The sequence below is a fragment of the Streptomyces sp. NPDC005775 genome, assembly GCF_042871565.1.
Taxonomy (GTDB): domain Bacteria; phylum Actinomycetota; class Actinomycetes; order Streptomycetales; family Streptomycetaceae; genus Streptomyces.
The window spans coordinates 83017-104108 of sequence record NZ_JBIAIU010000002.1; the positions used below are offsets into that span (position 1 = coordinate 83017).

A 21092-nucleotide genomic window follows, 5' to 3' on the forward strand; every position below is an offset into this window, starting at 1 on the left:
TCAGACTTCGGCAAAAGCCGCGACCACCAGGTCGGTGAGCAGGGCGCCCGCCGTGCCGTCCGGGTCGAGATCGGGGTCGTACACCGTGACGTTGAGGCCGACGCACCGGGGCGAGCGGACCAGTGTCCGCAGCAGCGGGCCCAGTTCACCGGGGAGCAGTCCGCCGTCGTCGGGGCTGTCGACGGCCGGCATGACCGACGGGTCGAGCACATCGGCGTCCAGGTGCACCCAGAAGCCGTCGAGCACCGGGCTCTCCAGGCTCTGGACGATCCCGTCCGCCAGCTCTGCGGCGCCCCGCTCCCGGATCTCCCCCACGGTCGCCACCGGAATCCTCAACTCGGCGAGCTCGGTGCGGTCCTCGTCGTAGTCGCGGATGCCGAGGACGCGCACGTCCTCGTCCCTGAGGTAGGGCCGCAGCCCCTCCAGACCTGCGAGATCGTCCTGCCCCCGGCCGGTGGCGATGGCCAGCTCCTCACCGGCCGCGGCACCGACACCGCCGCCGTTGCCCTCGTGGCGGAAGTCGGCGGACCCGTCGACCGACACCAGGCCGTACCGTCCGATCCGGCGCAGGGCGAGCGAGGCACCGAGCTGGATGGAGCAGTCGCCGCCCAGGACGAGGGGGAAGTCACCGGCGCGCACATGGCGCTCGACACGATCGGCGAGGGTACGGGTGTAGCGGGCGATGGCGGCGGCGTTGAAGACCCCGTCGCCCTCCTGCCACGCACCGCGGTCGTAGCGGGGCGGCACGACGACCCCGCCTTCGGACGCGCCGAGCCGCTGCATGATCCGCTGTTCCCGCAGAGCGCCTGCGAGCTTGTAGCAGCCCGGTACGGTGCCGGGGGCCGGGGGACGGAGTCCCAGGTTGGAGGGGGCGTCGAGCACGACGATATTTCGCATGCGCTTCATCCTGCGGGCCGTACTCTTGCTCATCAATCGGTTTGCGGAATGCGACAGAAGAACGGCGGGACACGATGGGCACGCAGCACACCTACCGAGTGATCGTGCGCGGTACGTGGAAGGGGCTGACGGACGAGGCCCGCGAGCGCCTGCTTGCCGAGGTGGAGCAGCACGGCCTCGCGGGGATGCAGTTCAGCGAGGAGGGATCGCTGACCTACGACCGGGTGCTCAAGCATTTCAGCTTCCGCTACGTGGTCGTGTCGGACGCCGCGGACGGTGAGGAGATGGCCGGCGCCATCGCCGAGGACCGCGCGGAGACGGCATTGCGCAAGGCCGGCTACGGGCACGGCGAACTGCGTTCGACCGCGACGGACATGGACACCATGAAGATCAATGCGAAGGGGCGGCGGGGGCCGGGCGGGGGGTGACGCCGGACCGGCGCGCCGGTCGGCCGAAGTGATCCGCCGACCGCGCCACCGCCACCGCGGCCACCCGCCGGAGAGCCGGTGGCGCCGGAAGTGACTGCGGCGGCTCGGCGTGTTCGTGGTCCTGTTCCCATGGCGAAAGCCCGACCGGCTCGGTCGGGCTTTCGTTTCGGAGCCCGGCCGGGCGGACGGTTACGGAGAACCGCCGCAGTACGCCGGATCGCGTTGCTCGCGGTCCCTCAGTCGGTGGCCGCCTGCCGGTGGGCACGGATGATGTCCGCGTACCGTCGGCCGCTGGTCTTCACGGTCCGTTTCTGCGTGGTGTAGTCGACGTGGACGAGGCCGAAGCGCTTGTCGTAGCCGTAGGCCCACTCGAAGTTGTCGAGAAGCGACCAGGCGTAGTAGCCGGCGAGCGGGGCGCCCTTGCGGACGGCGCTCGCACAGGCGGCGAGGTGCTGCTCCAGATAGCGGGTGCGGTCGGGGTCGTGGACGGAGCCGTCGGGGCCGGTGGCGTCGGGGAAGGCGGAGCCGTTCTCGGTGACGTACAGCTTCCGTACGCCGTAGTCCTCGGTGAGCCGCAACAGGAGGGCCTCCAGGCCGCCGGCGTCGATCTGCCAGTCCATGCCGGTGCGGGGCACCTCGGGGAGGCGGACCTCGCGGGCGTGCGGGACGGGCCCCTCCGGGTCGTCGGCGACGGTGACCGGGAAGTAGTAGTTGAGGCCGTGCCAGTCGAGGGGGGCGGCGATGACGTCCAGGTCCCCGAGCCGTTCGGGGAGTTCGACGCCGTAGAACTCACGCATGTCGGCGGGGAAGCCGCGCCCGTAGACCGGGTCCAGCCACCAGCGGTTGGTGTGCCCGTCCATGCGGGCGGCGGCGGCGATGTCCTCGGAGCGGCCGGAGGCGGGCTCGACGGTGGAGTGGTTGGTGACCAGGCCGACCTGGGCGGCGGGGGCGGCGGCACGAATGGCCTGCGTGGCGAGGCCGTGACCGAGCAAGAGGTGGTACGAGGCGCGCACGGCGGCGGTGAGGTCCGTGAGGCCGGGGGCCATCCGTCCTTCCAGGTGGCCGATCCAGCCGGAGCAGAGCGGTTCGTTCAGCGTGGCCCACTGGGTGACCCGGTCACCGAGGCGCTCCGCGACGACGGAGGCGTAGGCGGCGAGGTGTTCGGCGGTGGCCCGCTCGGTCCAGCCACCGCGGCTGTCCTGGACCCGGTCCTGGAGGGCCTGCGGCAGGTCCCAGTGGTAGAGCGTGACGGACGGCGTGATGCCGGCGTCGAGGAGGCCGTCGACGAGCCGGTCGTAGAAGTCGAGTCCGGCGGCGTTGACGGGTCCGTCACCGCCGGGGACGATCCGTGGCCAGGCGACCGACATCCGGTAGGTGTCGGTGCCGAGCTCCTTCATCAGGGCGATGTCCTCGGGCCAGCGGTGGTAGTGGTCGCAGGCCGTGTCGCCGTTGTCGCCGTTGTCGATGGCGCCGGGGACGTGGGAGAAGGTGTCCCAGATGGACGGGGCCCGGCCGTCCTCGGCGACGGCCCCCTCGACCTGGTAGGCGGCCGTCGCTGTGCCCCAGGCGAAGGAGGGCGGGAAGGCCGCCAGGTCGAGCGTGGCGGAGCCGAGGGGTTCGGGAGGGGGGACGGGCACAGGGAGCCTCTTCGTGTTCGGTGTGGAGATGATCGGCAGGGCCGGGGGCGGGGCGGCCGCGCCGGGTGTCACTTGACCGCGCCCGCCGTGAGGCCGGCGACGAGGTAGCGCTGGAGCAGGAGGAACCCGACGACGACGGGGACGCTCACCACCAGGGAGGCGGCCATCACCTGGTTCCAGTACACGTCGTTGAGCGTGGCGTAGCCCTGGAGTCCCACGGAGAGCGTGCGGGTCTCGTCGTTCGTCATGACCGAGGCGAAGAGGACCTCGCCCCAGGCGGTCATGAAGGCGTAGATCCCGACGGCTATGATGCCGGGCCGGGCGGCCGGGATGATGACGCGGAACAGCGCACCGACCGGGCCGCAGCCGTCGACCTTCGCCGCCTCGTCCAGCTCGCGCGGGATGGAGTCGAAGTACCCGGTGAGCATCCAGATGGCGAAGGGCAGCGAGAAGGTCAGATAGGTGAGGATCAGGCCCTCACGGGAACCGAAGAGCGCGATACCGGTGGCGTTGCCGATGTTGACGTAGATGAGGAAGAGCGGCAGCAGGAAGAGGATGCCGGGGAACATCTGCGTCGACAGGACGGTGACCGTGAAGGCCCGCTTGCCGCGGAAGTCGTAGCGGCTGACCGCGTACGCGGCGAAGATCGCGATGGCCACCGAGAAGACGGTGGCGGCGCCCGCGACGACGATCGAGTTCATGAAGTAGTGGGCGAGCGGGACCGTCTCCCAGATGTCCGCGTACGGACTCAGGGTGAAGTGGGACGGGATCCATTCGAACTTCCCCGAGACGTCCTCCAGCGGCTTCACCGAGCTGGACACCATCACGTACACGGGCAGCACCACGAAGGTGGTGAGCAGGGTGAGGAAGATCCGCCGGGTCCACAGGAAGGAGCGGGGGGCGGCCATCGGGGAGCGCGGCCGTCGCGTGCGCGCGTGGGTGGCCTCAGGCATCGGTGGCCTTCTTTCCCCGGCTGGTGAGCAGCAGGTAGACGCCCGTGACGACGAGGAGGAAGAGCAGCAGGAGCACGGACATGGCCGAGCCGGTGCCGAAGTTCCACGTCCGGAAGGACGACTGGTAGATGTGGAGCGAGATGAGGTCCGCGGCCTCGGGCGCCGCCTTGCCGAAGAGCACGAACGGCGTGTTGAAGTCGTTGAACGTCCAGAGGAACAGGACGAGCACCAGGACCTGGTTGATGGAGCGGAGCGACGGCAGGGTGATGTGCCGGATCTGCTTCCACATGCCGGCCCCGTCGAGCGCGGCCGCCTCGTACATGTCCCGGGGGATGTTCTGCAGGGCCGCCATGACGGTGAGGAAGGCGAAGGGCCAGCCCTTCCACACGGACACCACGAGCAGGGCCCAGAAGCTGTTGTCCCCGAGGAGCCAGAAGGCGGGGCTGTCGCCCACGCCGAGCTGGTCGTGGAGGACGTGGTTGATCATGCCGTTGTCACGCTGGAACATGAAGGCCCAGGTGATGACCGCGGCGTACACGGGCAGGGCGTACGGGACGAGGAAGAGGGTGCGCAGGATGCCCCGGCCGCGGAAGTGCTCCTGGAGGAATATCGCGGCGGCCGTGCCGAGGAGCCAGCACAGGCCGACGGACAGCAGGGTGAACTCGCACGTCGTCACGAAGGACTTCAGGAGCGCCTGCCCGACGGGGGCGTCGAAGTCGATCGCGACGGAGAAGTTGTCGAACCCTGACCAGGGGGACCCGGACCAGTTGCTGATGTAGAACTGCGTGAGCTCGCGGAAGCTCATGGTGATGCCCATGAGCATCGGGATGAGGTGGACGAGGAGTTCGAGGAGCAGGGCGGGCAGGAGCAGCAGGTAGGGCAGTGCGATGCGGCGACGCCCGGAGCGGCGCGGTGCGGGCGCCTCTCCGGGTGCGGCCTTGCGCACCGCCGGCCCCTTCGGGGGAGTGACGACGGTATGGGTCATGGTGCGGGTGCCTACTTCTTCGGCATCTGCTGCTGGGCCTTGTCGAGCTCGGCCTTGACGGACTCGTTGGTGACCGGCTTGCCGGCCGCGGCGTCGGCGAACAGCTCCTTGACCGCGGTGCCGACGACCGTCTCGAACTGCGATTCCTCGGGGACCTGCGGCAGGGCGGTCGCGCTGGTGGCGAGAGTGTCGCGCAGGACCTTCAGGGAGGGGCTGTTGAAGGCGGGGTCCTGCTGGGCGGTCTTGACCGCCGGGATGGAACCGTAGGTCTTGTTGAGGAGGACCTGCTCCTTGTCGCTGGTCATGAACTTCACGAACTTCAGGGAACCGTCGAGGTTCTTGGTGTTCTTGAAGACGGCCATGTTGATGCCGGCGACCATGGAGTTGGTCTGCGCACCCGATCCGGGCGTGCCCGAGGGAACAGGGGCGGGGACCACTCCCCACTCGTCCTCGTTCATGCCCTGGCTCTTGAACGTGGCGGAGGCGGTCTGCCACAGGACCATGCCGGTCTTGTCCTTGGCGAAGTCGCTCAGGGACTGGTTCTGGGCGTACTCGGCGTTGCCGGGAGCGACGATCTTCTGGGTGGCCATCAGATCGATGTACTGCTTGACGGCGGCCACGGCTCCGTCGGAGGTGAAGTCGGCCTTGCCGTCGGCGGTGAAGAAGTCGGCGCCGTGCTGCTTACCGAGGACGAAGACCTGGTGGATGTTGTTGGACAGGTTGGAGCCCTCGACTCCGATGCCCCACTTGCCGTCCTTGCTGAGCTTCTTGCCGGCGGCGGCGACCTCGTCCCAGGTCGTCGGCGGCTTGGCTATGCCGGCGTCCTGGAACATCTTCTTGTTGTAGTAGAGGGCGTAGGCCATCGAGTACAGCGGGACGGCGGCCGGGTCCTGCCCCTGGACGCCGGTGGAACCCAGCGCGGAGTCGACGAAGCGGCTCTTGCCGCCGACGGAGTCGAAGTTCTTCGCGTCGAAGGGCAGCAGGGCGCCGCTGGACTGGAGGGAGGCGCTCCAGGTGTTGCCGATGTTGAGGACGTCGGGACCCTGGCCGGAGGTGGTGGCGGTGAGGATCCGGTTGAGCAGGTCGGCCCAGGGCACGACCTCCAGCTTCACCTTGATCCCGGTCTCCTTCTCGAACTTGTCGAGTTCGGGCTGCAGGACCTTCTTGTCGACCTCGATGCTGGCGCCCTGGTTGGAAGCCCAGTACGTCAGCGTCTTGGGGTTCTCGTTGGATCCGGCTCCGCTCGTGGAACCGCCGCAGGCGGCCGCAGTGAGGACGAGGGAGAGGGTGACAGCGCCGGCGGCTGCGACTCTGATTCTGCGCATGATCCTGGAGTCCCTTTCAGGGAGTCGGAAGGAGTCGGAAGCCAAGGAGGGTGGGCGCGATGCCCCGCGGTCGATCCCCACTAGCCTCTTGGCTTAATTTATGGTGTGAGTTAAACCCCGGGAGAAGGTCGCGTCAAGAGGCGTCGCGGCGGTATGTTGCACACGAGGCCTAGGAAAGAGGGTGTCCGGTGAGTGTGCGCAGCGGTCGTACGGTGCGTGACCTGCGGTGGGAGAACCGCAGCGCCATATTGCAACGGTTGTATTTCGACGGCCCTCTGAGCCGCTTGGCACTCGGCCCGGTCACGAGTCTGAGCTCGGGTTCCGTCAGCAACGTGGTGGCGGACCTCGCGGCCGAGGGCCTGGTGGAGGAGGCCGGCAGCGTGGACTCCGCCGGCGGCCGGCCCCGCACGCTTCTGCGCATCCGCCAGGAGAGCGGCTACATGATCGGCGTCGACATCGGCGAGACCCGGGTGCGGATCGAGCTCTTCGACCTGGCCCTCACCGAGCTGGCGCGCACGGAGAAGCCGCTCGCCACGAACGGACCGCGCAGGGAGGACCGCTACGACGTCACCGTCGTGATCGCCCACGTCCGTGACGGCATCGCGAAGGTCCTCCGGCAGGCGGGCATCGACGCCGGGCAGCTGCTCGGCGTGGGCGTGGGTGTCCCGGGCATCGTGGCCAGGACACCGCAGGACGGCGCGATGGTCCACGGGCAGACGATCGGCTGGGACGCCGTACCGCTGGAACGGCTGTTGCGTGAGTCGGTGGCGCTGCCCCCCTCGGTGCCGTTCTTCATCGACAACGGGGCCAAGACGCTCGGCCAGGCGGAGATGTGGTTCGGCGCCGGACGCGGAGCGAGCAGTGCCGTCGTCGTGCTCTTCGGCTCCGGTGTCGGGGCGTGCGTCGTCAGCGACGACCTGCGTTCCGGACGGGCCATCGAGTGGGGCCATCTGACAGTCCGGGTCCGGGGACGCCGCTGCCGTTGCGGCGCTTTGGGCTGCCTGGAAGCGTACGCGGGAGCGGAAGCGCTGCTGGAGCGCTGGCGCGAAGCGGGCGGCTGTCCGCCGGCCGGCGCGGACGAGGAATCCGCGCTGACCGCGGTTCTCGCCGCCGCCTACCCACCCGACCCGGAGGCGGAGGCCGACGCGACCGCGCTCGCCGTCCTGGAGGAGACCGCCGAGTACCTGGGCGCCGGATTCGCCGATCTGATCAATCTCTTCCAGCCCGAGCGGATCCTCGTCGGCGGCTGGGCCGGCCTCCAGCTCGGGGCCCGGTTCCTCGACAGTGTCAAGACGTACGCCACGTCCTACGCCCTCACCTACCCGGCCGCCCATGTACGGATCGAGCTCGGCACTCTTGGGCCGGACGCCGTGACGGTCGGTGCGGCCATCCTCCCGCTCGCCGACTTCTTCGCCCGTGGAGGCCGCCGGGCGGCGGCGGAGGTCACAGAGCCGGTGCCGGCGTGGAAGAGCACGCTCCGGCAACGGGCCGCGCATTGAGCGCGTCCCGGCAGGCCCCTCCCCTCCGGTGCCGGAGCTGACGGGCCAACTCAGCGGCACGGGCGGGACGAGGGGCCGGCGGCCGTCATGCGGCCCCGTGCTTCTCCACGGCACTCACGTGGAGGGGAGCCTGCCATTCCATGGCTCCCGCCGAGCGTCCCACCATGAGCCGGAACTCCCCGGGTTCGGTGCGCCATGCCCCGTCTTCGCAGGACCAGTGCCGCAGCGCCCGCGGGGCCACGGTCACCTCGGCCGTCACCGCGTGCTCCGGGTCGGCGCGGACCGACGCGTAACCGGCCAGCCACCGGGCGGGGCGTTCCACGCTCGATCCGGGACGGGCCATGTACACCTGGACGACCTCGCGCCCGGGGCGCTTCCCGGTGTTGCGCAAGGTCACCCGGAGGGTGAACGGGGCTCCGGCCTCGGTGTGCGCCGGTGCGTCCACGCGCACGTACTCCCAGGTGGTGTATCCGAGGCCGTGCCCGAACCAGTAGGCGGGCCGACGTTCTTCGCGGAGCCAGGCTCGGTAGCCGATGTGCAGACCTTCGGTGTAGTCGAGCCGGCCGTCGACGGGACCGGTGTGTGTGACGGGCGCGTCGGCGAGGGAGGCCGCCCAGGTCGTGGGGAGTCTGCCGCCCGGCTCGCTGCGTCCGAACAGGACGTCGGCCAGGCCGGCGCCGGCTTCCTGGCCGGGAAACCAGGTGAGCAGCAGGGCGCCCACGTCGTCACGCCAGGGGAGCTCGACGGGGCCCCCGCTGTTGACGACGGCGACGGTCCGGGGGTTGGCGGCGGCTACCGCGCGTACGAGGTCGTCCTGCTGGTGGCCGAGGGACAGGTCCGTGCGGTCGTAGCCTTCCGTCTCGCTGTGTTCGGTCGAGCCGACGACGACGATCACGGCGTCCGCGTCACGGGCCGTTTCCACCGCCTCGGCCAGCGCGCCCGCCGGGTCGCGCTCCGGCGGTGCGGCGACGACGACGGTGGCCCGGCCGGTACCGGGGACCAGTTCGCGGCGTGCTACGAGGTGGACGGTCCGGTCCTTGACCAGGTGCGTCCAGGCGGTGTGCAGGGGCGGGGCGACGTGCACGATCGCCGGATCGTCCGTCTCGCAGGGGTAGGTGTCGTCGAGGACCGGGTTGCCGTCCACGCCGAGCGTCATCCTGCCGAAGCCGCCGATGCCGAAGGTCCACATGCCGGTGGTCCTGGGCCGGAGCAGGGTGCTGATCTCCACGGTGTGCGCGCCGGGAGGCAGGTCGGGTTCGAGCTGTCTGCCCGACAGACGGCGCTCGGCGGACAGCTCTCGTCCTTCGGCGTCCAGGCAGCGCAGGAGTACACCGGGTTCCTTCGACCGGGGGTCCGTGCACCTGTCGGTGTCCAGCGGCGGGGGCGGCACGGTGAGTGAGGGGCCCGGCGCGTAGACCACGCGACCGCGTCCGCGGAGGTGTGCGCGGATGCCGTCGAGGGGCGTGACGACCGCGAAGGGGAACACCCCGGCGCTGCCGCCTCCCTGGACGCGCGGCGACGCGGCGTGTTCGCCGATCACCGCGACCGTCGGCAGGGCGCCGAGGTCGAGAGGCAGGACGCCCTCGTTGCGCACCAGTACCGTTCCGGCCGCGACCGCCCGGCGCAGCAACTGCCGGGTGGGGTTGGTTCGCAGCACTGGACGGCGGCGGGGTCCTTGGAGCGCGCCGACTCGATCCGCGAGCCGGAGCAGGCGGCGCACCTTGTCGTCGATGGCCGATTCGGGGACCAGACCGTCGTCGACGGCCTGGACCAGATGCTGCGCCCAGGGGCTTCCCGGTCCTGGCATGGCCAGGTCGAGGGCGGCTCGGGCAGGTCCCTCGGTGGTGCGGACGGCGGCCCAGTCCGAGACGGCGACCCCGTCGAAGCCCCACTCCCCCTTGAGCGGTTCGGACAGGAGGGGGTGGGCCGTCATCGTGGTGCCGGCGACGCTGTTGTAGCCGGCCATGACCAGCCATACGCCGGCGTGGACGGCCGCTTCGAAGGGAGCGAGGTAGACCTCGCGCAGGGTGCGGTCGTCCATCCGGACGTCGGCATGAAGCCGGTCGGTCTCGGAGTCGTTGGCGACGAAGTGCTTGGCCGTGGCGGCGATCCCCTGCTCCTGAATGCCTCTGATCAGCGCGGCACCGGTACGGGCGGTCAGTTCGGGGTCCTCCGAGTAGCACTCGAAGTGCCGGCCACCCAGTGGTGTGCGATGCATGTTCAGGTTGGGCGCGAGGACGACGTCGACGTCCCTGCGGATGGCCTCGGACGCGAGCAGCCCCCCGAGGTCCCGCAGCAGCTGTTCGTCCCAGGACGCGCCGAGGGCCGAGGCGGAGGGCAGCAGGGCGGAGGTGCGCCGCTCGTCCCATGCTTCGCCCCGCACGCCCGCGGGTCCGTCGGAGAAGACCATGGGCCTGAGCCCGATCGTCTCCTCACCGGCTGTCCGCCAGGTCGTGAAGCCGGTGAGCAGGCGCACCTTCTGCGTCAGGTTCAGCTTCTCGATCAGCCGGTCCAGCATGTCGTCACGCATCGCTACCCGTGCTTCTTCCATAGGTTCTTCCTGGGCAGAGTCCCGGTGCGTCCCCGGTGCTTTCCCCGGCCCGCCCGACGGCGGTCCAGGGGTGAGGGGTGGGTGCGCCGAGGGCCCGGCCGCCCCCCCAAGGCGGCCGGGCCGTGTGGCGGGATGGCCGACCGGGTCAGGGCAGGCGGTACTCCGCGTTCAGTACGGCGCCGCGCTGCGGCTGGTTCTGGTCGTAGCCGCGCGGGTCGCACTGCAGACCGCCCACGATGCAGTGGTCGACCATGGCCTTGAGGGTGCGCTCCTCCCACGCGTTGAAGAAGTCGTAGTGGAAGGAGTAGCCCCGGCCGCTGGCCAGGCGGACCTGGCTCATGTCGCCGTTGACCGGCCACGCCATCTTGAACTCGATCATCGGCAGGGCGACCGGGTGGGAGGCCGGGCACATGTTGTCGTTGGTGCCGGGCTTGACGACCGGATACGACATGTGGCTCTTGTGGTCCGGCGTGTCCAGGTGCAGGCCGTCCCAGCAACTGGGCGCCTGCATACGCATGTTGAGCTGGACGTCGGGCCGGCTCGGGCAGCTCGCCGGGAAGTCGGTGTTGAAGAAGCTGTCACCGCATTCCCAGCCCTCGACGAATCCCTTGTGCGCGCGGAACTCCTGGGCGCTCTGCATCGGGCTGCCGACGACGAACCGCAGTCCCTTGGGGAAGGGACGGACACTCCGGTAGTCCGTCACTCCCGCCTTGTAGTAGATGACCTGCGGGCCCACCGGCAGGATCTTCTGCTCGCCCTTGTACAGCGAGGGCATCCAGTACGCGGAGGCGTCCGCCGGCGCCTTGCAGGTGGTGCTCCCGCCGGAGAGCGAACCGGTGGTGCTGGCCGCGTTCGTGGAACGGTTGCCCATGAACGTGTGGTCGTGGGACTTTCCGAACTGGCCCGGGTAGACGATCGGGTCGTCCGGGGCGGTGTGCGTGACGTCGCAGTTGGCCTGGAACTCGTGGAAGTAGGCCTGGGGCGGGGTGTCACCGGACGGGGTGACACCGGTGACCGGCGGGACGGCGGGAATGTAGCCGTCACCGTCGGCGTCGTCACCCGACGCCTGGGTGGACGCGGCCATCTGGTGCCCGGTGTGGTTGACGGCCGCGGCGACGGCGGGCGGGATGCCGTCGGCCGGGTCCGTGGCCGAGGCCATGGTGCCGATGCCGAGAACACTGGCGACGAGGGCTGTGCCGACGAGGAGTAGGGAGAGTCGCTTCGGACTCGATCTCATGGGGGATCTCCTGCCCATGGGGTGGTTTCGCGCGTACGCGGAGACGACACGCGCGTGGTGAGGTGGATCCGTGCGGTGGTGCCGGGGTGGCGGGGCCCTGCGGCGGGCCCCGCCACCCCCTCACGGGATGCGGCGTCGTCAGCTGTAGATGCCGAACTCGTGAAGCGAATAGCCCCACCCGGTGCCGCGTGCCGTCAGCTGCAGACGGACGTGCCGGGCGGTGACGGAGAGGTCGATCGTGTCGATGTCCCCGTTGCCCGTGGTGGTGGAGTAGGCGGGGCGCCAGGTGGTGCCGTCGTCGGAGACCTGTACCTCGTAGGACTTGGCGAAGGCGGGGTCCCAGACGAGCTGCAGCGTGCGAATCGGCTTGGCCGCGCCGAGGTCGACCTGGATCCACTGGGGATCACTCCAGTCGCTGGCCCAGCGGGTCGTGGTGTTGCCGTCCGTGGCCAGACCCGGTGCGCAGGGGCAGTCGCCGTACTGGGCCTGGTAGGAGGAGGCGGTGGTGGGCCGGTTCAGGGCGATGTTGGTGCCGGCCACGGGGGGCGCGACGACCTTGACGGACTTGGTCTCGATGCCGGCGTTGCCGTGTCCGTCCTCGGCCTGGATGTAGACCTTCCAGACGCCGAGCTTGTCGGGCGCGGTGACGGCGAACGTGCCGTCACCGGTGGAACGCCACTGGGCCTCGACGAGCCGCTTGTCGCCGTTGGCGTAGTTCCCGCTGAGGAAGATCTTGGGCGTGACCTTGTCGCCGTCGGGGTCGCGGATGTCGGCGCGCACCGTGAACTCACGGCCCGCCGGGGCCGCGGAAGCCGGGGTGACGGCCATGTTCGTGATGACGGGCGGGGTGTTGTCCCCCGCGGTGGAGCCGGTGTACGCCTTCTTCACGGCGTAGTAGGACAGCCGCTTCAGCCCGTCGGGCACGAGGTTGAACCAGATGCCGCCGAAGTCGTGTTCGAGCCCGTAGTGGAAGAGGGTCGCGCCGAGCGCGACGCCCTGGTGGCCGGTGATGCAGCCCCAGGCCTTGGTGTACCCGTCGGCCTTCTGTACGTCGGTGGGCTCGTCCGGGATGCCGTTGGCGTCGTCGGGCACCTCCCACTCTCCGGCGGGCCCGCCCTCGGTGATGATGTAGGGCTTGTTGTAGCCGCCGTCGATCCAGTCCTGGCGCACCTTGCAGAGGTTGCCGTAGGAGTTCATCGAGTACAGGTCGAGGTCGGGGGCGTTGCGCTTGTAGTACGGCCAGGCACCGGTCCAGGCGTCGGTCGACGTGACGGGGTGGTCCGGGTCGATGGTGTGGATCTTCTTGGCGACGTCGTTGACGAACGACGTGTAGGCGTTGCGCTGGGCCTCCAGCTCGGTGCCGCCGTAGCAGTTCTGCAGACCGAGGACGGACTCGTTGCCCACGTTCCACATGAGGGTGGCCGGGTGGCTCTTGTAGGTGTCGACCCACTTGGCGAACTCGGTGAGCATGTCGTTCTTGTACGTCGTGTCGGTGACGTAGTTGACGCACCCTCCGGCGCCGGGGCCACCGCCGGGCTGGAGCCAGAAGCCGTTGATGACCTTGAGCCCCTGGGCGGCCGCGGCGTCGAGGAGCGGCTTCGTGGAGCCGTCGGTGCCCCAGGTGCGGATGGTGTTGGCGCCCATGGACTTGATGTCGGGCAGGTATCTGGGCGCGTCGGCGACGGACGGCCCCCAGGTGAGGCCCTTGACCGTGTACGGCTGCCCTCCGACGGTCAGCTGCCAGTTGCCCTGGGAGCCGGTCACCTTGACCGCGCCGGCGGGGGCGGGGTTGCCGGTGCCGTCACTGCCGTAGACCTGGAACTCCCACAGGGAGTAGCCGTAGCCGTTGGCGCGAGTGACGCCCTGCATGCGGACGTACCGGCCCGAGCCGGAGACGGCGATGTCGTCCGTGCCGCCGTCGCTGCCCGTGACGGTCTTGAGGGTGTGCCAGTCGGTGCCGTTGTCGGATGCCTGGATCTCGTAGTTCTTGCCGTACGCGGCTTCCCAGGTCAGGACGACACGGCTCAGGTCCTTGCTCGCCCCGAGGTCGACCTGGAGCCATTCGCCGTCCCGGCGATCGCTCGACCAGCGGGTGCCGCTCAGATTGCCGTCGACGGCGGCTCCCGCGGCGTACGCCTCGCCTTCCTGCGAGGAGGCCGTGGCCGGCTTGCCCTGGGAGAGGAGCGTCTGTGCCGCCTGCGCCTGCGAGGACAGGCCCACAGTCAGCGAGGACGCCAGCAGGGTGCCGAGTACCGCGAGGGACATCCCTGTGCGACGCCGGGAAGGGGTGAGTACGGACGGTGGTCTGGACACGTGTGCTCCTGGCTGGTTCATGACTCCGGGCGCGGGCCGTCTGTCGGGGTGGCCGCGCCCGGCGTCTCGTGTGAGGGGGGAAACACGGTGCGGTGGTGCGGGCCCTTCCGGGCCGGGCCGCGGGGACGAGAAATCCCGGCCCGGAAGGGAATCGGAGGCCTCATCGCCGGGTGACGCGAGGCGGCCGGCGGCTCAGGGGTACGAGACGACCGTGGAGGGAACCGTGGAGGTGCCCGCGGGCACGGTCGAGGCGCCGGTGTCGTTGATGACGTGCTCGTAGTGGCCGTTGCCGCCGAGTGAGACGGTCAGCAGGCTGTGGAACTTCACGCCGGGCTTCACCGGGGCCTTGAAGCCGTGGTCCTGGCGGATGTTCGGGTCGACGTTGTAGTTGCAGTAGCTGCCCAGCCCCCACGCCTCGTGGGTGTTCACCGAGTCGTCGACGCGGTAGGCGGCGTAGCCCTTGGTGGTGCCGTTCTGGATGGCGGCCTGGTTGGGGGCGTCGTACGCCTTCTCGTTCTGGTAGAAGACCGTCCGGCCGCGCTCGCCGTACCACTCGACGTCGTACTTGTTGAAGTGCTCGACGAACAGGCCGGTGGCGAGGACGTCGTCGCCGTTGACGCGGACGCCGTAGTCGGCGCGGTTGGTCTCCCAGCCGACGCCGTCACCGTGGTCCGCGCGCCAGACCCAGGTGTGGTCGATGATCGCGTCGTCGCTGTTGACGACCACGCTGGTGGTGGCCTTGCCGGAGCCCGCACCACCGACGCGGATGTACACGTCCTGCACGGTCGTCGGGTTGGCGGCGTGGTCGGTCGAGGAGTTCTGCGGGCCGAGCTCCAGCAGCGTCGGGGAGTTGACCGGACCGGCGTCGATCAGGAAGCCCGCCAGCCTCACTCCGTCGACATCGGCCACCTTCATCGCCGTCACCCCGTTGTCCGGGATGATCGTGGCGAGACCCAGACCGAGCACGATGGTGTTCGCCCGGTTGACGTTGATCGTCCGGTCGACGTGGTAGACGCCCGGGGTGAACAGCAGGTTCAGGCCCTGGGCCAGTGCCTGGTTGATCGTGGCGGCCGTCGTGCCCGCCTTGACCACGTAGAACTTGCTCAGCGGGATCGACTCACCCTGCGGGTTGCCGTTCGCCCAGGTCGTGCCCCGGGCGTTGGTCCGCTTGGCGGGCGCGAACACCTTGTACTCGCTGCCGTCCAGGTAGAGGTAGGGCTTCTCGCGCGAGATCGGAGTGGTGTCGAGCGTGGTGTAGCGGGGCTCGGGGAAGCCGGTTGCCGGAGCGCCCTCGACACCGGAGAAGGTCTGGTTCCAGACGGAGTTGGACCAGCCGCCGATCGTGCTGTCCCGGGTGTACCACTGCTGCTGCGAGTAGTTGCCGACCTGGCCGTCGACCTTGGAGTCGGCGATGTAGCCACCACTGGCCCAGCCGTAACCGGCCGGCGCCAGGCTGAGGTCGCCCTTGACGTGCATGCGGCGGAAGGAGGAAGCCTGGGAGACGGCCCAACGGTCCGTCCCACTGACCGGGTTGACGGTCAGACCCTCCACGCCGCGCCAGAAGTTCTGCGTGGCGTTTCCGTTGAACCAGCCGGCGTCGACGGTCACATCACCGTTGATGGTCGTGTCGCCGGGCTTGAGGCCCAGCCCCGCGAGCTGGGTGTAGAAACCCACCTGCGCGTTGAGGTTGTTGTACGTCCCCGGCTTGAACAGGAACGCATGGCGGCCGGATCCGAACTGTGCCGACTCCTGCTGCCTGAACACCTCGTCCAGTCGGCCCTGGATGTCCGGAGTCGAAGGATCGATGATGTGGACGTTGGGCCCCAGGTCGCCGCCCCCCGGCAGGGTCGGCCCTCCGCCGTCGCCGCCGTACACCTGGAACTCCCAGAGGGAGTAGCCGTATCCGGTCGCCCGCGTCACTCCCTGCATGCGTACGTACCGGGCCGTTCCGGAGACCGCGACGGTCTCGGTGCCGCCCGCTCCGGTCGTGGTCGAGTAGGCGGTCGACCAGGTGGTGCCGTCCGTCGACAGCTCGATCCGGTAGGACTTGGCGTAGGCCGCCTCCCACCGCAGCACGACCTGGCTGAGCGCGACCTGGCTGCCCAGGTCCACCTGGAGCCACTGCGCGTCGGAGGCGGCGCTCGACCAACGCGTTCCGAGATCCCCGTCGACCGCGCCGGACGCCGCCGTCCCGTAGTGCTCCTGGCTGGACGCCGTGACCGACTTGCCCTGGGACAGGAGCGTGGGGGCGGCCTGCGCCGAGGTCGCCGGAACGACCGAGAGAAGGGTGGCGGCCAGCGCGGTGACAACAGCACCCGTGAGACCACGCCGCACCCGCCCGCGGGCGGGTGGTGGAGCAGTCGCGGGCATGCCAAATATGGACATGGGGAATCTCCTTGAACGAGAGAAGCGCGGGGGAGAGCGCTCTCCCGTACCTTGCCGCCCCCGTCGCGTGCGGTCAATATCCCTGACGGGACTTTCCTTCCGCCTTGAGTTAACCCTTGGTTTTCATTGTCGGAGCCTTGCGTTCCTGACCGATGGGGCACCAGGAGGCAGGCGGCCCACGCGGGGTGACGCCGGATCGGCTGTCCATGCGTCAGTCCGGCCGCCGAGGTCGATGGACCGCAGCAGACCCGGCGAGTTGACGGCGTCGAACCCGGGCGCGGGCGGACCGTCCTTGATCGCCACCCCGTCCGGGTGACACTCCTTGCGCGTTCTCGCCCCGGGGGCGGGCCGTGGAGCCCCTGACAGCCCGCCGCTATGGTGGGCCGATGTCGTCGATCAAGAAGTTCCAAGTCACCTTCGACTGCGCGGATCCCGAGCGCGTCGCCCGTTTCTGGTGCGAGGTGCTCGGGTATGTCGTACCGCCGCCGCCGGAGGGGTTCGACAGCTGGGAGGCCTACAAGGACTCGCTGCCGTCCGGACAGCCGCTGTCGGGGTTCGCCTGCTCCGATCCCACCGGCGAGGGCCCGCGCATGTACTTCCAGCGCGTCCCCGAGGGCAAGGTCGTCAAGAACAAGGTGCACCTCGACGTACGGGTCGGAACCGGACTCGTCGGCGAGGAGCGCCTTGCCGCACTCGAGGCCGAGTGCGCACGGCTGCTCCCGCTGGGCGCCGTACGCGGACAACTGCTGCTCGCCGATGACGAGAACGAGTCGTGCCTCAACATGCAGGACGTCGAGGGCAACGAGTTCTGTCTCGACTGAGCGACCGGACCGCCGTCCGTGCCGGCCCGACCGGCATGGGCGGCACAGCCGGTGAGGTGACGTGGCGCGGCGGCGGTCTCCGTCGGGCGCGATCCCCCTCACCGCGCGCCCCTCCTGCGGCTCAGGCCGTCAGATGCCCCAGCACCGAGCGCATCGCCCGGCGCACTGCCTCCCGCGACTCCTCCGTCGGGTCGAGGGTCTCGAAGGCGTGGCGGCCGTTCGGTACGTCGATCACCTCGACATCCGCCCCGCATTTCGCCGACGCGTCCAGGAACTCCTCGACGGTGGCGGCGATCCCCGGCGACTCGCGCCCCACCCGCGTGATCACGACGGGCAGGGTGCCGGCATCCGCCACCGCGTCCACCGGACGGAACCGGCCGTCCACCGGCCCCCAGGCGGGGGGCGGGGCCAGGACCGGATAGGAGGCCGCCAGGCAGCGCAGCCAGGCCGGCGGCCGCCTCAGCCAGTCCGCCGCGATCAGGCCGCCGCCCGAGAGGAACCACAGCGCGATCCGGTCCTCGTCCACCCGGGGGTCGGCCCGGACCAGCTCCACCGCGGAAGCCACGTCGGCTGCGGCGCGCGGGTAGTCGGCCGTGTCGTGCAGCCGGTGATCACACGTCACACCGACGACCTCCGCCGCGGCCGCGTACCGCGCGTACCCCTGCAGGGCCGGCCAGTCGCGCGGGGTCGGCAGGACGCCGGCGGGCACCGGGCCGCCGTGCACGAACACCAGCGCCGGTCGGGGGCCCTCCGCGTCCGGCACGTACAGATCGACCTTGCCTGTCCGCTCGTACGCAAGTGCCGGCACGTCCAGCAGGAACGGCCGCAGGTGCGCGGGCGGCTCCGAGGAACCCGGCGGCACCAGGTGGTGGCCCTCGCCCGCGGCGGCCCGCAGCAGGATGTCGGCCAGTTCGGCCGGTTGGGACAGCATCGGCCAGTGCCCGGTGGGGAGTTCGAAGAACGACACGAGGGGGTCGGCCAGCGGTACGAGCGCGGGGTTACCGAAGTCCACCTGCTGCTGGACCATCTCGATACTCGATCCGTTCGCTTGGCACAGCACACCGGTGACGGGCAGCGCGGCCGCCCCGCCCGTCAGCCGCAGCGGCTGGAGCAGGGTGCGCAGCGGCTGGGGCGAGGCGAGGTCGGTGAGCCGGTCGAGCGCCCCTTCGGGGACGCCCAGGGTGCTGCCCCAGCGCTGCCACTCGTCGCGTGCCGGGGCGGCCAGGCCCGGCCCGGCCCCCTCCGCACCGGCACGCCCGACCACCTCCGCCCGCGCGGCCGGGTCCGCGACGACGGCCAGCGCAGGCATGCCGTCCTCGCCCGGCCCGGTGTCCACGCAGACGATCCGGCCGACGCGTCCCGAGCGGCGGTCGGCGGCGCCCAGCACCGGGTACGTGCCGTAGTCGTGGCCGACCAGGACGATCTCCCGGTCCGGGCCGACGTCCGCGCTCACCGAGTCGATCAGCGCCAGCACGTCCTCGATGTGCGTCTCCAGATCGACGGCACCGCTCGCGTCACCGCGGGGCCCCCCGAGACCGGTGAGCGCCGCCATGTGCACCCCGGCCCCCGCCGAGGCCAGGTGGGCAGCGGTCCCCTCCCATACGTGGGCGCCGGTGAACATGCCCGCCACCAGGATGAATTCGGTCATGGCCCTCTCCTCCGTGATCCGTCGTCGGCGGACCGGCCACGATCGCCCGGCCGCCCTCGCCGGTACCGTAGAAGCTCCCTCAGAGGGAGGTTCAAGTGTTCACGTCGCACGACGGCCTGTGCAGCATCGGCGAGCTCGCCGAGCGTGCGGGCGTCACCGTCAAGGCCGTCCGCTTCTACTCCGACAACGGCCTGCTCCCGGAGGCGGCTCGCAGCGTGGGCGGGCATCGCCGTTACGGCCCCGACGCCGTCGGCCGGCTGCGCACGCTCCGCTCCCTGCGCGCCCTCGGGCTGCCGGTACGCGAGGTCCGCCGGGTCCTCGGTGAGGACGAGGACACGGCAGACGGCGTTCTGGAGGACGCCGTCGCGGGACAGTTGCGTGAACTCGGTTCGCAGCTCACCGCGCTGCGCTGGCGGGAGGCGGGGCTGCGGCTGGTGCTGGAGTGCCCCCCGGAGGAGCGGGCCGACCGGTTGCGCCTGGTCGGGTCGGTGGCGACCCCGCCGAACACCGGCGCGCTGGCACGGTTCTGGCGAGCCTGGCTGCCGGCACGGATGCCGGCCAAGGCGACGGCCGCGTTCCTCGAGGTGGCCGTGCCACAGCCCCCTGACGACCCCGAGCCGGCCCAGGTCCTCGCCTTCGCCCGGCTGTACGCCCTCGTGACCCGCCCGTGCACAGGTGCGGAGCGGCCCCAGCCCGAGGCGCACCGCGCCGCGGAGGCCCGGGCGTCCGCCGTTCTGTACGCGGGTCTCGCGCAGGCCTACGAGCTGGCCGGCGCACAGCTGCGCCGGGGCGGCGGGCCGCGTCCCGGCGAGGAGCTGGACAGCTTCGTGGACGCGTACGCGAGCGCGTACGGCAGCCGGGACACTCCGGCGTTCCGCCGCCTGCTCGCCGGTCAGCTCGCCGGCGACCCGCGGATCGACCGGTACTGGGAGCTGACGGCTGATGTGATCACCACTCCGGGTGACCCCCCGGAGCCGACGCCCGGCTCCGCGCACGACTGGTTGTTCGCCGCGCTGGACGGCCAGACCTCCGCCGCGACGGGCTGAAGCGCGCGGCGGCACGGCTCGGTGCCACGCGGGTCAGCGCATCTCCGCCGTGATCGCCCACCGTTCGTGGTCGCGCCAGGCCCCGTCGATGAACAGGAAGTCCGGCGAGAAGCCCTCCAGCCGGAATCCCGCCCTGCGCACCAGGGCGATCGAGCCCGCGTTGTCCGGCTGGATGTTGGCCTCCAGCCGGTGCAGGCCGAGCGGTCCGAACGCGTACCCGAGTACGAGGCCGAGCCCCTCGCTCATCAGGCCGCGTCCGGTCGCGTGGGCGAAGCCGCCGTAGCCGAGCGCACCGCAGCGGAACCCGCCCATGACGATGTTGTTGATGTTGATGAACCCCGCGATCGCCCCACCGGCCGGGCGCCCGGCCGTACCGCTCCGCTCGCACACGAGGAATCCGGCCTTCGCCGGGTCCTCGATGAGCACTCCGGCGTAGGCGGCGTACGCGTCGGGGTCCGCCGGCGGGAACAGCCAGGGGCGGTGCAGTTCCCGGCTCTCGCGGGACCTGGCGGTGAACTCGTTCGCGTCGGCATGCGTGAAGGGGCGGATCGCCGTGCGCGGACCCTCGGCCAGGTAAGTGGTGTCGGACATCGAGCCAGCGTAGATCGTCGCCGCCCGCCCCGTCGGAGCGGTCGCCCCATGCCGTGACCGCGCACGTTCGCGGTGTGCCGCGCGCTGATCCACCAGGGATTACGGGGCAGCCCGTAGTGACTGCTCGACCGCACGGTGTACGTCGTCGGCGTGGGCCTCGGGCTGTCGAACCAGCTCGTCCAGTCGGGTGCCAGTGATGCCGCGCGCCCCGTCGTCACTCCACAAAATAGTGACTCGCCGCGTCCGCCGGAGTCGCTCCCGCATGTGCGCTGGTGCGGGGCACCCGGGGAGGATCCGCTGCTGTTGCCGCAGCGTGCGTCCGGTGAACGCCGGGAGGCGGCGGAGGCGCCGGCCGCCTTCCTCGACACGTACTCGCTGGAGCCGCCGCACCGCTACCTGCGCGACAGCGGCCTGGACGACGCGACCGCCCGCGCCTTCCCGACCCGGCCGGGCTTCCGGGTCACGGCACTACTTGGTGCGCCTGCGGAAGACGTACGCCCCGCAGGCCATGCCTGCCAGGAACATCACGATCAGCCACACGTACAGCGGCATGGTCACCAGCGGGACGATGAGGCGGACCTCGACCTCGTCGGTGTTCTCCACGATGAACACGATCGACAGGACCGCGATGATGATGACGAGGATGCGGGCCGGTGTGAACGCGCCCGTGCTGCCCTTGCTGCCGCTCGACACATCCTTCGGGCTCATGTGGCGGCCCCTTCCCTGGGTCTGTGCGTCACCGCCCCCGGAGCACCATGATGACTCCGTCGGGTGGT

At 70.5% G+C, this 21092-nt stretch carries 16 protein-coding genes and 1 pseudogene; 4 read left to right on the forward strand and 13 right to left on the reverse strand.

Features of this window, described 5'->3' with window-relative positions:
• Positions 1–897, reverse strand: a complete 897-nt coding sequence (locus ACFYPA_RS04095; protein ID WP_359317831.1) for an arginase family protein — start codon at positions 895–897, stop codon at positions 1–3.
• A gap of 74 nt (positions 898–971) precedes the next feature.
• Between ACFYPA_RS04095 and ACFYPA_RS04100 the strand changes: the two genes are divergently transcribed.
• A complete protein-coding gene (locus tag ACFYPA_RS04100) occupies positions 972–1325 on the forward strand; it encodes a DUF6204 family protein (RefSeq protein ID WP_359084648.1) in 354 nt (117 codons plus the stop codon).
• A 236-nt stretch (positions 1326–1561) separates the two neighbouring features.
• On the opposite strand, the gene ACFYPA_RS04105 is transcribed toward ACFYPA_RS04100, so the two are convergent.
• The 4 genes from ACFYPA_RS04105 to ACFYPA_RS04120 all read right to left on the reverse strand — a co-directional run bounded on the left by ACFYPA_RS04105 (position 1562) and on the right by ACFYPA_RS04120 (position 6225).
• Positions 1562–2962 carry a GH1 family beta-glucosidase gene (locus ACFYPA_RS04105; RefSeq protein ID WP_389129367.1) on the reverse strand — a complete coding sequence of 467 codons (1401 nt, stop codon included), beginning with the start codon at positions 2960–2962 and terminating at the stop codon, positions 1562–1564.
• Between the two features lie 68 nt (positions 2963–3030).
• On the reverse strand, positions 3031–3870 hold the full coding sequence (locus ACFYPA_RS04110) for a carbohydrate ABC transporter permease (RefSeq protein WP_359084705.1): 840 nt from the start codon (positions 3868–3870) through the stop codon (positions 3031–3033).
• Positions 3871–3907: 37 nt separating this feature from the next.
• A complete protein-coding gene (locus ACFYPA_RS04115) occupies positions 3908–4900 on the reverse strand; it encodes a sugar ABC transporter permease (RefSeq protein ID WP_359084650.1) in 993 nt (330 codons plus the stop codon).
• A gap of 11 nt (positions 4901–4911) precedes the next feature.
• Complete coding sequence (locus ACFYPA_RS04120) at positions 4912–6225, reverse strand: extracellular solute-binding protein (protein WP_359084651.1); 1314 nt, start codon at positions 6223–6225, stop codon at positions 4912–4914.
• 188 nt (positions 6226–6413) lie between these two features.
• Here ACFYPA_RS04120 and ACFYPA_RS04125 point away from each other — a divergent pair, with 188 nt between their 5' ends.
• Complete coding sequence (locus tag ACFYPA_RS04125) at positions 6414–7724, forward strand: ROK family protein (RefSeq protein WP_359084652.1); 1311 nt, start codon at positions 6414–6416, stop codon at positions 7722–7724.
• A gap of 85 nt (positions 7725–7809) precedes the next feature.
• Here the strand turns inward: ACFYPA_RS04125 and ACFYPA_RS04130 are convergent, their stop codons facing one another.
• The 5 genes and pseudogenes from ACFYPA_RS04130 to ACFYPA_RS04150 form a co-directional block, all read right to left on the reverse strand.
• Positions 7810–10254: a glycoside hydrolase family 3 C-terminal domain-containing protein gene (locus ACFYPA_RS04130; protein ID WP_359317825.1), complete on the reverse strand. Its 2445-nt coding sequence runs from the start codon at positions 10252–10254 to the stop codon at positions 7810–7812.
• A 166-nt stretch (positions 10255–10420) separates the two neighbouring features.
• Positions 10421–11512 carry a DUF1996 domain-containing protein gene (locus ACFYPA_RS04135; RefSeq protein WP_359084654.1) on the reverse strand — a complete coding sequence of 364 codons (1092 nt, stop codon included), beginning with the start codon at positions 11510–11512 and terminating at the stop codon, positions 10421–10423.
• 138 nt (positions 11513–11650) lie between these two features.
• The gene (locus ACFYPA_RS04140; RefSeq protein ID WP_359317944.1) at positions 11651–13777 is read right to left on the reverse strand and encodes a discoidin domain-containing protein; all 2127 of its coding nucleotides are present in this window, start codon (positions 13775–13777) and stop codon (positions 11651–11653) included.
• Positions 13778–14017: 240 nt separating this feature from the next.
• Positions 14018–16210 (reverse strand): discoidin domain-containing protein, encoded by a 2193-nt coding sequence (locus ACFYPA_RS04145; protein WP_359317822.1) that lies wholly within the window; start codon positions 16208–16210, stop codon positions 14018–14020.
• 213 nt (positions 16211–16423) lie between these two features.
• A pseudogene (locus ACFYPA_RS04150) lies at positions 16424–16534 on the reverse strand (2-phosphosulfolactate phosphatase); the annotation flags it as partial.
• 62 nt (positions 16535–16596) lie between these two features.
• Between ACFYPA_RS04150 and ACFYPA_RS04155 the strand changes: the two are divergent.
• Positions 16597–17031, forward strand: a complete 435-nt coding sequence (locus ACFYPA_RS04155; RefSeq protein ID WP_359317819.1) for a VOC family protein — start codon at positions 16597–16599, stop codon at positions 17029–17031.
• A gap of 121 nt (positions 17032–17152) precedes the next feature.
• Here the strand turns inward: ACFYPA_RS04155 and ACFYPA_RS04160 are convergent, their stop codons facing one another.
• Complete coding sequence (locus ACFYPA_RS04160) at positions 17153–18679, reverse strand: alpha/beta fold hydrolase (protein WP_359317816.1); 1527 nt, start codon at positions 18677–18679, stop codon at positions 17153–17155.
• Between the two features lie 95 nt (positions 18680–18774).
• Here ACFYPA_RS04160 and ACFYPA_RS04165 point away from each other — a divergent pair, with 95 nt between their 5' ends.
• Positions 18775–19725: a MerR family transcriptional regulator gene (locus ACFYPA_RS04165; protein WP_359084658.1), complete on the forward strand. Its 951-nt coding sequence runs from the start codon at positions 18775–18777 to the stop codon at positions 19723–19725.
• 33 nt (positions 19726–19758) lie between these two features.
• Here ACFYPA_RS04165 and ACFYPA_RS04170 read toward each other — a convergent pair whose 3' ends face one another.
• The gene (locus tag ACFYPA_RS04170; protein ID WP_359084659.1) at positions 19759–20316 is read right to left on the reverse strand and encodes a GNAT family protein; all 558 of its coding nucleotides are present in this window, start codon (positions 20314–20316) and stop codon (positions 19759–19761) included.
• 468 nt (positions 20317–20784) lie between these two features.
• Complete coding sequence (locus ACFYPA_RS04175; RefSeq protein WP_359084660.1) at positions 20785–21024, reverse strand: LapA family protein; 240 nt, start codon at positions 21022–21024, stop codon at positions 20785–20787.
• Positions 21025–21092: the final 68 nt, after the last annotated feature.

What these genes read in the sequence shown, in the direction of transcription:
- ACFYPA_RS04115 (WP_359084650.1), bottom strand. Translation starts at nt 4,900, where the DNA reads ATGACCCATACCGTCGTCACTCCCCCGAAGGGGCCGGCGGTGCGCAAG.
- ACFYPA_RS04155 (WP_359317819.1), top strand. Translation starts at nt 16,597, where the DNA reads ATGTCGTCGATCAAGAAGTTCCAAGTCACCTTCGACTGCGCGGATCCC.
- ACFYPA_RS04140 (WP_359317944.1), bottom strand. Translation starts at nt 13,777, where the DNA reads ATGTCCCTCGCGGTACTCGGCACCCTGCTGGCGTCCTCGCTGACTGTG.
- ACFYPA_RS04145 (WP_359317822.1), bottom strand. Translation starts at nt 16,210, where the DNA reads ATGTCCATATTTGGCATGCCCGCGACTGCTCCACCACCCGCCCGCGGG.
- ACFYPA_RS04135 (WP_359084654.1), bottom strand. Translation starts at nt 11,512, where the DNA reads ATGAGATCGAGTCCGAAGCGACTCTCCCTACTCCTCGTCGGCACAGCC.
- ACFYPA_RS04100 (WP_359084648.1), top strand. Translation starts at nt 972, where the DNA reads ATGGGCACGCAGCACACCTACCGAGTGATCGTGCGCGGTACGTGGAAG.
- ACFYPA_RS04120 (WP_359084651.1), bottom strand. Translation starts at nt 6,225, where the DNA reads ATGCGCAGAATCAGAGTCGCAGCCGCCGGCGCTGTCACCCTCTCCCTC.
- ACFYPA_RS04095 (WP_359317831.1), bottom strand. Translation starts at nt 897, where the DNA reads ATGCGAAATATCGTCGTGCTCGACGCCCCCTCCAACCTGGGACTCCGT.
- ACFYPA_RS04170 (WP_359084659.1), bottom strand. Translation starts at nt 20,316, where the DNA reads ATGTCCGACACCACTTACCTGGCCGAGGGTCCGCGCACGGCGATCCGC.
- ACFYPA_RS04110 (WP_359084705.1), bottom strand. Translation starts at nt 3,870, where the DNA reads ATGGCCGCCCCCCGCTCCTTCCTGTGGACCCGGCGGATCTTCCTCACC.
- ACFYPA_RS04160 (WP_359317816.1), bottom strand. Translation starts at nt 18,679, where the DNA reads ATGACCGAATTCATCCTGGTGGCGGGCATGTTCACCGGCGCCCACGTA.
- ACFYPA_RS04175 (WP_359084660.1), bottom strand. Translation starts at nt 21,024, where the DNA reads ATGAGCCCGAAGGATGTGTCGAGCGGCAGCAAGGGCAGCACGGGCGCG.
- ACFYPA_RS04130 (WP_359317825.1), bottom strand. Translation starts at nt 10,254, where the DNA reads ATGCGTGACGACATGCTGGACCGGCTGATCGAGAAGCTGAACCTGACG.